The sequence below is a fragment of the Facivitalis istanbulensis genome (assembly GCF_040560405.1).
GTDB lineage: Bacteria > Pseudomonadota > Alphaproteobacteria > Sphingomonadales > Sphingomonadaceae > Sphingomonas > Sphingomonas istanbulensis.
The window spans coordinates 183168-198866 of sequence record NZ_JAVSCQ010000001.1 but is presented as its reverse complement, the minus strand read 5'-3'; the positions used below and the strand labels follow the sequence as shown (position 1 = coordinate 198866).

General features: G+C 65.1%; 12 protein-coding genes and 1 tRNA gene. 7 read left to right on the top strand and 6 right to left on the bottom strand.

Features of this window, described 5'->3' with window-relative positions:
- Positions 1-254 precede the first annotated feature (254 nt).
- Genes RN629_RS00985 through RN629_RS00965 form a run of 5 tightly spaced genes read left to right on the top strand, consistent with a single transcriptional unit; the run spans position 255 to position 3754 of the window.
- On the top strand, positions 255-2447 hold the full coding sequence (locus RN629_RS00985; protein ID WP_407033398.1) for a hypothetical protein: 2193 nt from the start codon (positions 255-257) through the stop codon (positions 2445-2447).
- A complete protein-coding gene (locus tag RN629_RS00980; RefSeq protein ID WP_407033397.1) occupies positions 2444-2578 on the top strand; it encodes a hypothetical protein in 135 nt (44 codons plus the stop codon). The genes RN629_RS00985 and RN629_RS00980 overlap by 4 nt, the downstream gene beginning before the upstream one ends.
- Positions 2575-2904 (top strand): hypothetical protein, encoded by a 330-nt coding sequence (locus tag RN629_RS00975; protein ID WP_407033396.1) that lies wholly within the window; start codon positions 2575-2577, stop codon positions 2902-2904. Before RN629_RS00980 ends, RN629_RS00975 begins: the two co-directional genes overlap by 4 nt.
- Entirely contained in the window at positions 2901-3452 is a 552-nt protein-coding gene (locus RN629_RS00970) for a glycoside hydrolase family 108 protein (protein WP_407033395.1), read from the top strand. The genes RN629_RS00975 and RN629_RS00970 overlap by 4 nt, the downstream gene beginning before the upstream one ends.
- A complete protein-coding gene (locus tag RN629_RS00965; RefSeq protein WP_407033394.1) occupies positions 3449-3754 on the top strand; it encodes a hypothetical protein in 306 nt (101 codons plus the stop codon). Before RN629_RS00970 ends, RN629_RS00965 begins: the two co-directional genes overlap by 4 nt.
- A gap of 277 nt (positions 3755-4031) precedes the next feature.
- Here the strand turns inward: RN629_RS00965 and RN629_RS00960 are convergent.
- Positions 4032-4117: transfer RNA gene (locus tag RN629_RS00960), tRNA-Tyr, on the bottom strand.
- A 352-nt stretch (positions 4118-4469) separates the two neighbouring features.
- Here RN629_RS00960 and rlmB point away from each other — a divergent pair.
- Complete coding sequence (gene rlmB / locus RN629_RS00955) at positions 4470-5213, top strand: 23S rRNA (guanosine(2251)-2'-O)-methyltransferase RlmB (protein ID WP_407033393.1); 744 nt, start codon at positions 4470-4472, stop codon at positions 5211-5213.
- Between the two features lie 382 nt (positions 5214-5595).
- Here the strand turns inward: rlmB and RN629_RS00950 are convergent, their stop codons facing one another.
- The 5 genes from RN629_RS00950 to RN629_RS00930 form a co-directional block, all read right to left on the bottom strand.
- A complete protein-coding gene (locus RN629_RS00950) occupies positions 5596-8841 on the bottom strand; it encodes a TonB-dependent receptor (protein ID WP_407033392.1) in 3246 nt (1081 codons plus the stop codon).
- A 298-nt stretch (positions 8842-9139) separates the two neighbouring features.
- A complete protein-coding gene (gene ligA, locus RN629_RS00945) occupies positions 9140-11278 on the bottom strand; it encodes an NAD-dependent DNA ligase LigA (protein WP_407033391.1) in 2139 nt (712 codons plus the stop codon).
- 33 nt (positions 11279-11311) lie between these two features.
- A complete protein-coding gene (locus RN629_RS00940) occupies positions 11312-11545 on the bottom strand; it encodes a hypothetical protein (protein WP_407033390.1) in 234 nt (77 codons plus the stop codon).
- Between the two features lie 230 nt (positions 11546-11775).
- Entirely contained in the window at positions 11776-13440 is a 1665-nt protein-coding gene (recN, locus tag RN629_RS00935) for a DNA repair protein RecN (RefSeq protein ID WP_407033389.1), read from the bottom strand.
- 137 nt (positions 13441-13577) lie between these two features.
- Positions 13578-14513: an outer membrane protein assembly factor BamD gene (locus tag RN629_RS00930; protein ID WP_407033388.1), complete on the bottom strand. Its 936-nt coding sequence runs from the start codon at positions 14511-14513 to the stop codon at positions 13578-13580.
- A gap of 259 nt (positions 14514-14772) precedes the next feature.
- Here RN629_RS00930 and RN629_RS00925 point away from each other — a divergent pair, with 259 nt between their 5' ends.
- On the top strand, positions 14773-15597 hold the full coding sequence (locus tag RN629_RS00925) for a class I mannose-6-phosphate isomerase (RefSeq protein WP_407033387.1): 825 nt from the start codon (positions 14773-14775) through the stop codon (positions 15595-15597).
- The last annotated feature ends 102 nt before the right edge of the window (positions 15598-15699 follow it).

Below are 15699 nucleotides of genomic sequence, written 5' to 3'. Positions count from 1 at the left end.
AAAAGCGCGGTTTTGCGTCGGTTTCCTGTTCCGTTCTACCGTTCGTCGCAAAAATAAAAAATTAATCGGGGCCGTTAACGCGCGGTGTGTCTGTTCGACCACCATGGTGACATTGTTCCACCACCGCGGTGGATCGCTGTCGATGGCTCTTGCGAGCCGAATCACAACTGCGCTATGGTCCAACCGCCCACACAGGGCCCCGGTGATTACGGCGCCGGGCACCGCCCCCGAATTATACCCATCGGGGAAGTGCCGTGACCGTTGCCGCAAAGCCCAGTACCATCAGCTATGCCGAGGACGGCACCTCGACGGTGTTCGCCGTTCCGTTCCGCTTCAAGGCGGCCAGCGATTTGGTTGTCGAGCGCTTGTTTGGCGATCAGGTCCTGACGCTGCAACTCGGCACCGATTATGTCGTTTCCGGCGGCCAGACCGATGCCGGAGGGACGCTCATCCGGAACGTCTCGACGAACGGGGCAGTTCTGCGCATCACCCGCAGCACGGCGCTGGCGCAGCCGATGACCTATGCCACGGGCGACCGTTTCCCGGCGGCCAGCCATGAAGAGGCACTCGACCGGCAAATGCTGATCGCGCAGGAACAGGATGCGCGCCAGGCGGATACGGCCAGCCGGGCGTTGATGCTGCCCCCCGGGGCCGTGGCGGATGAAATCAAGCCGGTACCGTCGTCCGTGATCGCGTTCGGTGGGGATAAGGCGTTGACCACCCTGCCGATCGGCAGCTTTCCGGCCGGTCCGACGGGCCCGGCGAACAGTACCTATACGACGATCGACCAGTTGCGCGGTGCCCGTGTCACCGATCGTTCGTATCAGTTCGCACCCGACCAGTTCGATTTTAGCGGATTTCCACCCGGGACCTACTTCTTTCGACCGGGGGACTATAGTGGGGCGCAATACTCGAACGACTTTGTCAGCGGTGCAAAGGTCCGGCTGCTGGCGGTCGACCTGACCGTAGGCGCGCTGGTGCGGCAAGAAGCCGACGGCTTGACGGCACTCTCCCTAGCGCCTGGCGCGGTGCCGCGCAGTCAGCAATCCAAAAACGACGACATGGTCAGCGTCCTGGACTTCATGTTCCAGGCCGATCGCGTCGCTTGTCGCGCCTATAATCCATCGCTCGGCTGGTCGGCGACGTTGCCCGATGTCACCTACGCGTTCAACCGCGCGCTGGCGGCGGCCGAATTGGTCGTGGTTCCGGCCGGCGGTTACAAGATCGCCGATCTGCGCATGCTCAATCGCAGCCAGTTGCTGGGCGATGGTCGGAACGCCACCTTCCTCCTGCAGAAAAATCCGACATCGCGGATCATCGACTGCCTGTCCGACGCATCGGTGGGCCAGCTGCTGGGCGTGAAGATTTCGGGCGTGTCGCTGCTCGGTTGTCCAAATCCCGTCGCGGCAGCGGTTCGGGTAGCAGGCTATGGCGGCTATGCCATCACTCGGTCGTGGTTCGAGTTCCACGCGCAAAATGTGGCCAAGTTCATCGAAGTCCAGCCGGGAGATACGGGTCCCAACGTCTATGACTGCGATTTCCATATTTCTGGAGAGCAGGCGTTCGACAACGCCGTAACCTGTGGCGGCGGTGTATATCAGCGATGGAAACTATTCCTGACACGTTGCGAAAAATTCCTGGCGGTGATGGATTTCGGCCACTCCTTCGCGGACATCGTGGGTGACGGCTGCATCAAGATCGGAGGGCAGGGCAATTATATTCGCCCCTCGATCGAATTCATTTGGGCAACGCGGCTTCCTGAGGACAATCCCGGCGATCCGAGTACGGGGATTGGTGCGCCTTCCCGTGTCGTTATGGACCTTAGCCAGACGATCGCCAGCCATCTCGATCTACCGCTCTTAAACACCTATGCCAGTAACGTCTTTCAGCCCGATACGCGCGGGGTTAAGTTCGCCATCCGGCCCGGCCAGGGGCTGACGATCACGAACCTGCGCTTTTATGGCCTGGGGGCGATCCCTCATCCGATCGATCCGTCGTCGGTCGGCTATTTTACCGTGACCAACGGTACGTCAAATGCGGCCAACAAGATGGAGGCGATGTTTGACGAGCAGGACGATGGGCATTCGCTCCGGCGTGTGACGTTCATCGGTGACACGTCGTCGCTTGCATCGGTGCCCACCGGACGAAATTCGCTCGACCCGCTTTATGTTGCACCAGCCGGGCCGATCAACCTGTCCGTGGGTATGCGATACACTTCGATCATCATCGATCCGTCCGTCGCCAGTCTCGATTTCGTGAACTTTTCGATCAAGAGCGGGCAGGCACCCTACCATGGGTGGTATCTTTCGATCACGACGACCAGGCCGATTACGGCGATCAACTGGCCAGCCGACGGTCGTTACACCAACCTTCCGACGTCGCTTGCCGGCAATTCGCGCTTCGCGATGCAATTCAACGCCACCGCCAACAAGTGGTTCTTAGCATGATCGAGACCCCCACGCCCGTCTATCCGCCCTGGTGGCGGCTGGACCCCGCTAAGCAGAACAACGAGCCTCCCAATCGCGACGATCGGCCTATCGTCGATGGTCCGCCGCTTGGCGAAGGCGCGGCGGCATGACCGATACCGCCAACGCCGTCCAGGCTCGCATCATCGCCGAGACGGTCGCACGCGCTGCGATCGAAGAATATGTCCGCGAAAACCCACCGAAAGCAGAGATGCCGCCTCACATGAAATGGATCGGGAGCATCGGCGGTGCCGTCCTAGTCGCGCTGATCGTCGGCATGTGCAGTTGGATGGCGGCAACGCTGTCCGATCTGACGAAGACGGTCGCGCGCATCGACGAGCGGCAACAGGTCACGGCGGATGATCGCCGGGAGATGAAAGAGCGCTTGAACCGCATCGAGGAGCGGATCGGGCGGCTGGAAACGGGAGGTGTGAAATGAAGACGATCGATCAGCTGATCGACGAGGTAATCGCGCGTGAGGGAGATTTTAGCGACCACCCGGCCGATCGAGGCGGGCCAACTCGTTTCGGCATTACGGAGCAGGTGGCACGCGCGAATGGCTATACCGGCGATATGAAGGTTTTTCCGCGCGATCGGGCGTTGGCGATCTATCGTTCGACCTATTGGACGCGGCCCGCCTTCGACCAGGTGGCAAGCGTGTCCGCCCTGGTCGCGGCCGAGCTGTTCGACACGGGCGTTAACATGGGCGTGTCGGTGGCGGCCGGGTTCCTGCAGCGTGCACTGAACGTGTTGAACCGCGGAGCGGTCGACTATCCCGACCTGAAGGCCGACGGTCAGATCGGACCAGTGACGATCTATGCGTTGCGCCAGTTCGTCGCCAAGCGCGGTGCGGCGGGCGCCGTCGTTCTGGTCAAGGCGCTCGATGCGCTTCAGGGCGAACGCTATATCGCTCTGGCAGAAAGCCGCCCGGCCAATAAGGCATTCGTTTATGGCTGGCTCTCCGGGCGACTGGGGCAGGCGGCATGAGCGCGTCCGATGAACCTGGCCAGCCGATCGTCGTGCCGCCCACCATCCTGGCAGGGCAGGCCAAAGCACAACTGCGGCTGGCGCTGGCGGCGATCGGCGGGGCGCTAGTGCTTCGCAAGGCTCTGCCAGCATGGGCGGTCAATGACCAGATGCTCGACCTGGTGGCGGGCCTGATCATCTGGGGCGTCGCGGCTGCTTGGTCGTGGGGGCGGACCAAGCTCAATCATGCACGCTGGGTCGCTGTCGCGGCCGATCCCCGCGTGCCGGACGATGTCGCGACGGTGAAGGGAGCCGAAACATGAATGTCGCCAAATTGCTGAAGCTGGTGGTGACCGTGGCGCAGACTATCGTGACGGTGCAGGCGGTCGGAAAACCGATCGTCGAAGCGATCAAAAAGAAGCCCGGCTAGAGTGTCCCGCATTCCGACAAACGGCGGAGGCTGTCGAAAAATTGGAATAAAAATCTAGGCTAAGTGCTTGATTTTGCGTGGTCGGATCAGCTTGGAAGGCTGCTGCACTACCATTGTGCTATACCCGCTCAGATCCGGCGCCGTGATCGACCCTAGCCGATTGGCGGGGATGGTGGAAGGGACTGGATTCGAACCAGTGTACGCTCACGCGGGCAGATTTACAGTCTGCTGCCTTTAACCACTCGGCCACCCTTCCGGGGTGTCGCTCCACCGGAGCGAGGCGGGCCCAATGCCGAAGCTTCGCCGCGCTGTCAACGGCGTTTTGCGGGTTTTTGCCTCTCACGGCTTGTTCTGGCGGCCTTGCATATGCCGGGATCGGGCGATGGCTTGTCGATCGACGGCGGACGGTCCGGTGCTCCCGTTCCCGGCGGCGAAGCCTTCGTCACGCCCGTCCATCGGCCGTTGGGCGCGGGTCTGCGTCAGGGGGTGTCGCGCGGGCGGGGTCTTGCTTGCGGCGGCGAATGCGGACAAGGCCTTGCCAAGACCGCCGGTGCCGCAGGCAGCCGGTGCCGACCAATTCCTTTTTCTGATACGGATACCGACGATCAATGGCACGCCGAGGACATCGCCCCAGCCAAGCTTCCGCGAACCGCCCGCGTTTCTGGGGGCGACACGCGGTGACGGCGGCGCTCGCCAATCCCAACCGTACGGTGCGCAAGATCTGGGGTACGCGCGAGGCGCTGGCCGCGCTCGACCTGCCGCCGGTCGTGCCGATCACCTATGCCGACGCGGCGGACCTGGGCCGTCTGGTCCCCGCCGACGCACCGCATCAGGGCCTGGTGGCCGAGGTCGACCCGCTGGAGGATATGTGGCTGGGCGACCTGCTGCTTGAAGGACGGGATGACCAGCGGCCGCTCGTCGTCCTCGACCAGGTGACCGACCCGCACAATGTCGGCGCGATCCTGCGCTCGGCCGCTGCCTTCGACGCGCTCGGCATCGTGACGCAGGACCGGCACGCGCCGCCCGAATCGGGCACGGTCGCGCGTTCGGCGAGCGGCGCGCTGGAGACGGTGCCGTGGATCCGCGTCGTGAATCTGGCGCGCGCACTGGAGGAGATCGCCGAGGCCGGTTTCTGGCGCATCGGCCTGACCGGCCACGCGGACCAGACGCTGGCCCAGGCAATGGGAACGCAGCGTATCGCCATCGTGCTGGGTGCCGAGGGCGAGGGGATGCGCCAGAATACCGAGGCGCATTGCGACGAACTCGCCAAGCTGCCCATCAGTTCGAAGGTGGAAAGCCTGAACGTCTCCAACGCCGCCGCGATCGCGCTCTACGCCGTGGCGGCGCGATAAAGGACGGGGCGGTGGGGGCGAACCTCGCCGCCTTGTGCTTGCTTCCGAGGGAAGGCCGTCCCGCGATGGAGTGGCTTTTCCATAGCTGATGCCCGTTCGGTCCCGTGCGCGCCGGATGGGAAAGGCCGCACGCCGCTTGGCCCATGGCTGTCCGCCCTTTGCGACGCGTGATGGCATAGCGGCGGATCATTCTTCACCACCGCTCCGGTGAGGGCCGGGATGGCCCTCCGCTACCTATGAGACCCGCTGCTCGGGTGGCGTGACTTGATGGGCGGCGCGTACACTGGTTCTGTCGTGCAACCGCCATCGTCGCGCATAAAAGAAGGGCCGCCCTTCCCCAAGGAAGGACGGCCCCATGTCCGATTGTTCGGACGCGCAGGCTTTAGAAGCTGAAGCGCGCGCCGATGCGGATCTGATAGAGCGACTGGGTAACGTTCAGGGCTTCCTTGGGCGAGCGATAGCCCGAGTAGACATATTTCGCGCAACCACCCGCCGGATTGGTCGCCGAGCCGATGGCACCGGTCAGCGGCACGCCGGCGGCGTTCGCACAACCGACGGTGACGACCGAGGCGATACCCGGGAATGCGACCTGACGCAGCCCGCCCCAATCCTTGTTGAGTAGGTTCGGCAGGTTGTTGATGTCGGCGAACAGGGTGACGCGCGACGAGCCGATGAAGGTCGGGATTTCCTGCTCCAGATGGATATCGAGCCGGGTGAAGGCGCGGTTGCGCGCAATGTTTTTCGGCGCGATCTTGCCGCGATACTTGCCCAGCTCCGAACTGTTGATCAGGCCGTCAAGCGCCGCCGCTGTCGTCGAATCGCCATAGGTGACGAGCGGATCGCTGGTGCTGGTCGGAACATAGAGCAGGTTGGTGCCCTGATTGCTCACCAGATTGGTACCGAACACCGGCGAACGCGTGCTGGTTTGGTCCAGCATCGTGTAGCTGAACGGACGGCCCGCGCGGGTTTCGCCGAACAACTGGATGCGCGTCTTGTAGTCGCCGAAGAAGGCGTGATCGTAACCGACGCTGTACTTGAATGCCCACTTAATCTGGTCCGCCGAGGTGCCGTATGCAGGCATGTTCGGGTCGGAGAAGATCTGGTTACGGTACAGCGAGCTGGCCTGCGACGACGTCAGGTTGCTGACGTCCTTCACGTCCTGCCGGGTATAGCTTCCCCAGAGCGACAAGCCCGAGTCGAAATCCTTCGACACGGTGAACACGCCGATGTGGCTGCGACCCTGTGACGTGTTGCGAACGAGGATGTCGTAGTTCGCATCGTTGAACGCCGTCACGCCGCTATAGCGCGGGCGACCATCGGGAAGCGTGCCGACGGGAGCCGAACGCAGGTCCTGGAGGAAAATGCCGTCAACCGTCTTGGAGTAATAGTAGCTCGCACCCAGCTTGACACCGAACAGGTCGTAATCGGCCGACAGGGTCGCCTTCAGCGACGACGGCAGACGGAAGTCGGGAGCGATCGCACTGGTGTTGGTGCGGGCCAGAACGGCGGCGTTGGTCGCGCTGCTGGCATATTGCGCCACGGCATCCGGAATCTGACCGGTGACGTTGTTGAGCGCCGCCTGGCACACCGAGTCGGGCACCGCGTTCGTGCAGCTATTGGAACCCTGCGCCATGCGCTGGAACGTGATCGAGTTGGTCGTGATCGTATTCGAATAGCTGTTCGACAGATAGATGTCGGGCGAACCGCCGCCGAAGATGCCGGCGCCGCCACGGATGTTGAGACGCGATTCCGGACGCCAATCGAAGCTGGCGCGCGGTTCGATCAGCAACCGGCCCTTATAGGTATTGGTGTTCGAGAAGCCGTAGCGCTGCTGGAAATACGGGTTGTACACCGGCATCCCGCGCATGCCGTACATGTTCGCACGGGCACCATAGGTGAACTTGAAATTGTCGGTGACCTGCCAGTCATCCTGCAGGCCGAAGGTGTAGCGGGTGTATTTGAAATCCGCTGCGGCCGGCGCGATGGTGGCGGCATAGGTGACCGAGTTCGCCTGCCGGTTCTGGAAGTCCTGAAGCGAGTCGAAATACCACGAACCCAGGCTGTTGGGGACGAAGTTGTTGAAGGTGCGATTGGTCGCGACGTCGAGCAGCACCTTCACTTCATGGCCGCCCGCGCGATACCGGCCGAGGAACGAACCGGCCCAGGTGTCGAAGAACAACTGGTTGGTCTGGCGGAAATTGTCCGGGCCGAAGGTGATGCGTGGAACACCGGTGCTGCAACCCGTGGTCACCCCCGTCGAGGTGGCATCATTGCAAACCTGCAACTGACCGTTCGGGCGACCGCCGAGCGGTTCCTGGCCACGCCTGGTCCAGTTGTAGCTGCCGCGCAATTCGGTCGAGAAGCGATCGCTCCAGTCCGAATTCAACTGCACGATACCGGCGCGAAGCAGTTCGGTCAGCGCATAGGCGTTGGTGCTGAGGCCATATTGCGGCGAAGAAGGATTGACGTTCGTGTTGTTCTGACTGACCAGCGAATCGAACGCATTGATGTACGACAGCGACAGACGATGGCCGTCGGTGACGTTCCAGTCGATGCGGCCGACGATCTTTTCGTCCTTGCGATTGTTGATCGTCAGAACCGAGCCAGCGTCGATGTTATACGTGTTCTTGGCAATGCCGGCGACGTTGTCGATATCGCTCTGGCTCAGGTTCGGAACCTGCGCCAAAAGCGTGCTGAACGGGCGCGGATCGGTGTTGCGCTCGCCGGTGACCATGAAGAACAACTTGTCCTTGATGATCGGGCCGTCGAAGCGGGCACCATAGGTTTCCGACTTGTAGTGCGGGGTGACGATCGTCGTCGAACCGATGCGGTCGCCCGATAGGCCGTCGGTGTTCTGCGAGTAGAAGCCGGTGCCGTGGAAGGTGTTGGTACCCGAGGCCAGCACAGCGTCAATCGCACCACCCTGGAAGCCGCTCTGACGGAAGTCATAGGGTGCGATCGAAACCGACACCTGCGCCAGTGCGTCGAAGGGGACGGGACCACGGTTGGTCGGGCTGGCGTCCTGGTTCAGGCCAAACGAGTCGCCAACGGTCACGCCGTTGATGGTGAAGCGGTTGAAGCGCGGGTTCACGCCCGCGAAGCTGACAGCGCCGCCGCGATCGCCGCTGTTGCTGAGGTCGAGAGAGGCGAACGGATCGCGACGCTCAATATCGCGAATGTCACGGTTGACCGAGGCCACCTTGCGGATATCGGCCTGGGTCAGCGTGGTCTGCGGCCCGTCCGACCGCGAGCCGGCCCCACGGATCGACGATGCGGTGACGACGATATCGCCAGCGGTGCTATCGCCCAGTTCCACCGGGAGCGTGAATGCCTGCTGCACCACGGTGTTGATGTCCGAGATGGTGCGGCTGCCCTGGCTGCTGGTCACTTCGACCGTGAAGGGGCCGCCCACCCGCAGGCCGTTGAGCGAGAAGCTGCCATCGGCGCTGGTCGTTGTCTGAGCCCGGGTACCGGACGGCGTATGGATGGCGACGACCGTCGCGCCCGCAACAGGCGCGCCATTGGCAGTGACCGTGCCGCGAATGGCGGATGTCGTCTCCTGAGCGGACGCCGCCGCCGGAATGGCGAGCGCGACGATGGCCGCGCTCAGGAAGAGAGAATTGCGCATGATATGGTCTCCTTTTCGCGCGGAGCGCGGTCCGACCGCTTTTTCGGTTCGGTTCTGCGGGCCCCTGCGCCTCGGACATTGCCGTTATGTTACAAATTGCGGGTGGGGAAGAATGGCCAGCGCACTCTGTCCAAAGGCGTTGCAGATCGGCAACGGTTTTGCCCTTGTCGAAGCTATGCGGCTCACATCAACGGATATTCCGTCCGCGGCCGATCCACGCGCCGTGCCGGGCGATGGCGCGATCGGAGCGTCGGCGGCCTGCCCTTTCTGTCGCACCCGTCATCGCCTGGACAGATAGTCAGCTATTCGCGACCAGTGCATTCCATTCGGCTTCGTCGATGACCGGAATGTTCAGATCCTGCGCCTTTTTCAGCTTTGACCCCGCGCCGGGGCCGACGATGACCAGATCGGTCTTGGCCGAAACCGATCCTGACACGCGCGCGCCCAAGGCCTCGGCCTGGGCCTTCGCTTCGTCGCGCGACAGGGTTTCGAGGGTGCCGGTGAAGACCAGTGTCTTGCCGGTGACCTCGGATTCGCGCGTCCGATGCACGACGTCGAGCGGCGTGACCTGGGACAGCAGGTCGTCGACGACCACGCGGTTGTGATCCTCGGCGAAGAAGTCGAGCAGCGCGTCGGCGACCTCGGGTCCGATCTGGGGCGTGTCGATGGCGGCGACGATGGCGCGCTGCCGGCGCAGCTCGAACTTGCGGTCGGGTTCGCCCAGCGCAGGCACCGTCTCGGCCCGCACATGAAGCGCGGCGTCGATCATCGCGCGGAAACCCGCCATCGACACGAAGCGGCGGGCCAGGTCGCGCGCGGTGATCTCGCCGACATGGCGGATGCCGAGCGCGAAGAGGAATCGGTCGAGTGCGATCTCGCGCCGTGCGTCGATCGCGGCGAGCAGCTTGTCGACCACCAGTTCGGACAGGCGGTCGCGCGCGACCAGCGCCTCGCGATGCTGGTGCAGGCGGAAGATGTCGGCGGGCGAGGCGATCAGACCGTCGCGAAAGAAATCCTCGACCCGCACCAGCCCCAGGCCGGTGATGTCGAAGGCATGGCGCGAGACGAAATGGATCAGGCGTTCGACCCGTTGGGCCGGGCAGATCAGGCCGCCGGTGCAGCGGATGACCACCTCGCCGTCCTCGCGCGTGGCCAGGCTGCCGCATTCGGGGCAATGGTCGGGGAAGGCGAAGGGCTCGCGGGGCGTGTCGCGGGTCAGGTTCTCGACGATCTGCGGGATGACGTCGCCCGCGCGTTGCAGGACGACCCGGTCGCCGGGGCGCACGCCCAGCCGTTCGATCTCATCGGCATTGTGCAGCGTCGCATTGGTGACGACGACGCCGCCGACGGTCACCGGCTCCAGCCGCGCGACCGGGGTCAGCGCGCCGGTGCGCCCGACCTGGATGTCGATCTTCTCCAGCGTGGTTTGCGCGCGCTCGGCGGGAAATTTGTGCGCGATCGCCCAGCGCGGCGTCCGCCCGACAATGCCCAGTCGCGCCTGCCAGTCGAGCCGGTCGACCTTGTAGACGACGCCGTCAATGTCGAAGGGCAGGTCGGCACGCTGTTCCTCGATCCGGCGATAGATCGCCAGCGCGGCGGCGGCATCGGGCACCCGCGCAAAGCTATCCGCGATGGGGAACCCCCAGCGGCGGAGATATTCGACCAGTTCGTCCTGCGTCTCCCCGGGCACCGCGCTCGCCTCGCCCCAGCCATGGGCGAGGAAACGTAGCGCGCGGCCTGCGGTGATCGCCGGGTTCTTCTGGCGCAGCGAACCGGCGGCGGCGTTACGCGGATTGGCGAATTGCCGCGCCTCCTTGCCGGTCTCGGCGGCGTCCTGTGCCAGCCTGGCATTGAGCGCGGCGAAATCGGCCTTGCTCATATAGACTTCGCCGCGCACCTCGAAGATCGCAGGCGCGTCGTCGGGCAGCGACTGGGGAATGTCGGCGATGGTGCGGACATTCTCGGTCACATCCTCGCCGATCGTGCCGTCGCCGCGCGTCAGCGCCTGCGCCAGCCGGCCGTCGATGTAGCGGAGCGAACAGGACAGGCCGTCGATCTTGGGCTCGGCGGTCAGGGTGACGGGCTCGTCCTCGGGCAGCTTGAGGAAGCGGCGGACGCGGCCGACGAAATCCTCCACCTCCTCGTCGGTGAAGGCATTGTCGAGGCTGGTCATCGGCCGGGCGTGCGGCGCCTTGGCGAGATGCGCGGCCGGGGCGGCGCCGACCTGGCGATTGGGCGAATCGGCGCGCACCAGATGCGGATAGGCGGTTTCGATCGCCATGTTGCGGCGCACCAGCGCGTCATAGTCGGCATCCGAAATCTCGGGCGCGTCGTCGGTATGATAGAGGCGATTGTGATGGGCGATGGTGCGGGCGAGCGATTCCAGCTCGATCGCGGCTTCCAGATCGGTCTGGGGCAGGGGAGGCGTTGCGGTCACCCGAACCCTGCTAATCCACCCCGCAGCCCCGGATCAAGCGCTGGGCGGGGCGATCGTCACGACCGGCTTGGGATCGGCGATCGCATTGCCGCCGGTCACGCGGCCATCCTGAACGGTGAGCCAGTCGCACGCCTGTTCGATATGAATGCTGACCATCGACAGGCCCAGCCGATCCGCCATCGTCAGGCAATCGCGCAGCCCGACCAGCAGCATCGATCGGTCGTCAATCGGCGAGATGCTGGACAGGGAAGTCAGATGAGCCGGCATTTGCGAGCATCCGATGCAAAGGGGGCGTAACACAACATATGTCACCTTATCCGGTTCCATGCCTTACTAATAATAAAGTTTAGTGACGAGCGCGCCGATGCTCAAGCATCATTCACACGAAACATACGCCCGTTCCGGGGATGAGGACGTGAAGGTGCATGAAAGTGTTCCTCGCCGAGCCTGCCCGATCAGCTCTCTCAGAAAAGGAACGGGCTGGATGCCGGTTGGCGCTATGCGGTCTCGATCAGGCGATCGGCCTGGGCGCGGGCTTCGTCGGTGATGGTCGCGCCCGACAGCATCCGGGCGATTTCCTCACGCCGTTCGGCATGGCTCAACGGGCGAACGCCGGTGCGGGTCACGGTGCCGTCATGGCTCTTGGCGATCAACAGGTGCGCCGCGCCGCGCGCCGCAACCTGTGGACTGTGCGTCACCACCAGCAACTGGGTGCGCGTCGCCAGCCGGTGCAGCCGGTCGCCGATCGCCGAGGCGACCGCGCCGCCGACCCCGCGATCGATCTCGTCGAAGATCATCGTCGCCGCGCCCCCCTCCTCGGCCAGCGCGACTTTCAGTGCCAGGATGAAGCGCGACAATTCGCCGCCGCTGGCGATCTTCATCAACGGGGCGAAGGGGGCGCCGGGATTGGTCGAGATTTCGAACTCGACCCGGTCCTTGCCCGCCGCCGACCATTGCGACGGTTCGGCGGCGGCGACGACGGTACGGAAGCGGGCGGCGTCCAGCTTGAGCGGCGTGAGTTCGCCCTTCACCGCCTGATCCAGCCGGATCGCAGCGGCCTGCCGGGCTTGCGAGACGAGCGCGGCGGCCTGGTCATAGGTGGTCCGCGCCCTGGCCACGGCCGCTTCGAGCCGAGCGATCCCCTCCTCGCCCGCGTCCAGCCGTTCGAGTCGCCCGCGCAATTCCTCGGTCAGCGCGGCGAGGTCGTCGGGCTGGACCCGGTGCTTGCGCGCCATGCCACGCAACTCGAACAGCCGCGCCTCATCCTCCTCCAGCGCGCGGGGATCATAGGCCAGTTCGCGTTGCGCCTCGACCAGCCGATCCTCGGCCAGCGACGCCTCGATCACCGCGCGGTCGATCGCCGCCAGCGCCTCGGCCAGGGCGGGATGATCCTCGCCGATCCGCTCCAACACGCGTGCCGCCTGACGCAGCCCCGCCAGCGCACCGTCGGACCCTTGCAGACAGGTTTCGGCCGCATCCAGCTCGCCCGCGATTTTCTCCGACCGCTGCATGGTCCGGCGGCGATCGGCCAGCGTCTCTTCCTCGCCGGGTTCGGGGGCGAGTCTGGTCAGTTCGGCGACAGCATGGTCCAGCCATTCGCGGTCGCGCGCCGCCGTCTCGATCTCCTCGCGCGCCTCGGCCAACCGGGCCTCTGCCTCGCGCAGCGTCGTCCAGGCGGCCGCCGTCGCGCCGGTATCCACCCGTCCGAAGCCGTCGAGCATCATCCGGTGGCCGCGCGGATTGAGCAGGCCGCGATCATCATGCTGGCCGTGAATCTCGACCAGCATCGGCGCGATCTCACGCAGCAGCGCGGCGGAGGCGGGTTGGTTGTTGACGAAGCCCCGGCTGCCGCCATCGGCCTTGACCTGACGGCGGATGACGAGCGGCTCGCCCTCTTCGACCGCGATGCCCGCATCGTCCAGGATCGTGGCGAGCCTGCCGCCGGGGGCGGGGGCCGCGAAACTGGCAGTGACGATCGCCTGTCCCGCGCCGTGGCGGACCAGGCCGCTATCGCCGCGCCCGCCCAGCGCCAGACCCAGCGCATCGAGCAGGATCGACTTGCCCGCCCCGGTCTCCCCGGTCAGCACACCCAGGCCCTGGCCGAAATCGAGGTCCAGAGCCTCGATCAGCACCACATCACGGATCGACAGCGCGGTCAGCATGACGCCCGATATAAAGGCAAATCGCGCGCGATGTTATCCCCCGCGCACGAAAATGGTCACGATTTGTTCGGGTGGAACCGCGCCCGCGCCACCCCGAAGGTCGCGCGGGCGGATCGGCTTGGTCCGGCCGGTGGGGTTCAGCCGGTGGGCGAGCTGTTGTTGCCGGTCGGCGTCGGTCGGCCCGGTGCGGCCGCATTGGGGATGGCGGTGCCTTCCTGGCCGGGCAGGCCGGTATTGACCGAACCCGGCGTGCCGACCGGCACCACCGGCTGCCCCGGCTGGATCGGTGCGATCTGCTGGACCGGATATTGGCGCATCAGCTTATAGGCGCGGTTATACCAGTCGCTGCCCGGATAATTGGCACCCAGCACGGCGGCGGACCGCTCCGCCTCCTCGCGCACGCCCAGCGCCAGATAGGCCTCGGTCAGGCGCATCAGCGCCTCGGGCGTGTGGCTGGTCGTCTGGAACTTGTCGACCACGGTGCGGAAGCGCATCGACGCGGCCAGCCACTGGTGCCGGTCCTCGTAGAAGCGGCCGATCTCCATCTCCTTGCCCGCGAGGTGATCGTTGACCAGATCGACCTTCAACCGCGCATCGGCGGCATAGCGGCTGTTGGGATAGCGGCGCATCAGCTCGCCCAGCGCGTCCAGCGCCTGGCGGGTGATCTTCTGGTCGCGGGTGACGTCCTGGATCTGCTCATAATAGCCGAGCGCGATCAGATAATAGGCATAGGGGGCATCGCGATTGCCGGGATGGACCGCGATGAAACGCTGCGCCGACTGGATCGACTGGGTATATTCGCGGCCCAGATAATAGCTGAACGCGCTCATCAACTGCGCGCGGCGGGCCCAGACGGAATAGGGATGCTGTCGCTCGACCTCGTCGAACAGCAAGGCCGCTTCCTTGTAGCGGCCCTGATCCAGCCGCTTCTTGGCGGCCGTATACAGCGTGCCCACGTCGCGCGCGACATAAGGCAGGTCGGTACGGGTGCGGTTGCGGGCGCATCCCGCGATCGGAAGGGCCAGAGCGGCGATCAGCGCCAGCGACAGCGCACGAGAACGGGGGATACGCATCGCGGATGTCCTTAGCGCAGCGCGCGGGCCGGGAACAGTCCCCCCGCGCAACAGCGTGACATGCACTGTGACAGGGGGCGGGACCGGAGGCGTGTCATGGCGATCGTCGGCCCCGTGCCGGGATCGTCGCCGGGATGAGTACTGCGCGCTTGCCGCGGGTGAGCCGTCGCGGCATGGGCCGCGTTCGGGGCGAGACGCGGCGGAACAGCCCATCGCCCGGACGGTTGAACCGTCGCCTGATCGGAAGGAAGACTGACCCATGCCCGCCACGCTGCTCCACACCCACCGCGTCGAAAAGCCCTGGGGCCGCCACACGCTGTATCCCGGCTTCGAGGATGCGGCGCCCGGTGACGCGCCGATCGGCGAGGTCTGGTTCCAGGAGCCGGGCGACACCTCGCCCGACCTGCTCATCAAATATCTGTTCACCAGCGAGAAGCTGTCGGTGCAGGTCCATCCCGATGACGAACAGGCGCAGGCGCGGGGGCTGCCCCGCGGCAAGGACGAATGCTGGACGATCCTGACCGCCGAGCCCGATTCGACCATCGCCCTGGGCCCCAAGGCGGTGATGACCAAGGATCAACTGCGCGCCGATGCCCGGGACGGTTCGATCGAGGGGGATCTGGACTGGGTGTCGGTCAAGGAGGGCGATTTCTTCTACGCGCCGTCGGGCACCATCCACGCGATCGGCGCGGGCCTGACCGTGATCGAGGTGCAGCAGAACAGCGAAACCACCTATCGCCTTTATGACTATGGCAGCGACCGTGAACTGCATCTGGAGGACGGTGTCGATGTCGCGCATCTCGAGCCGTACCGGCCGATCGTGTCGCCGGGGCGGGCAGGCGAGGGGCGCGATATCCTGGTCGAGGGGCCCAAATTCGTCCTGGAACGCTGGGCGGCGGGCGATCATGCGGTGGCGCTGCCGGAGGGGCGGACCGCGTGGCTGATCCCGATCACCGGCACGGGCGAGGTGGCCGGTGTCGCGTTCAAGGCGGGCCAGTGCCTGACCGTGACCGGCCGCGAGACGGTCATGCTGTCGGCGGATGGCGACGCGCTGTTCGCCTATGCGGGGACGCAGCGGCTGTAAGCGGGACGACCTTGCTGCCCCCCTCCGCCGGATCGTTCGGGCAGGAGGGGGCGGCAAGGAGACCACACGCGCGGGCGGCTTGAACCCGTCCGAACAGGCCGC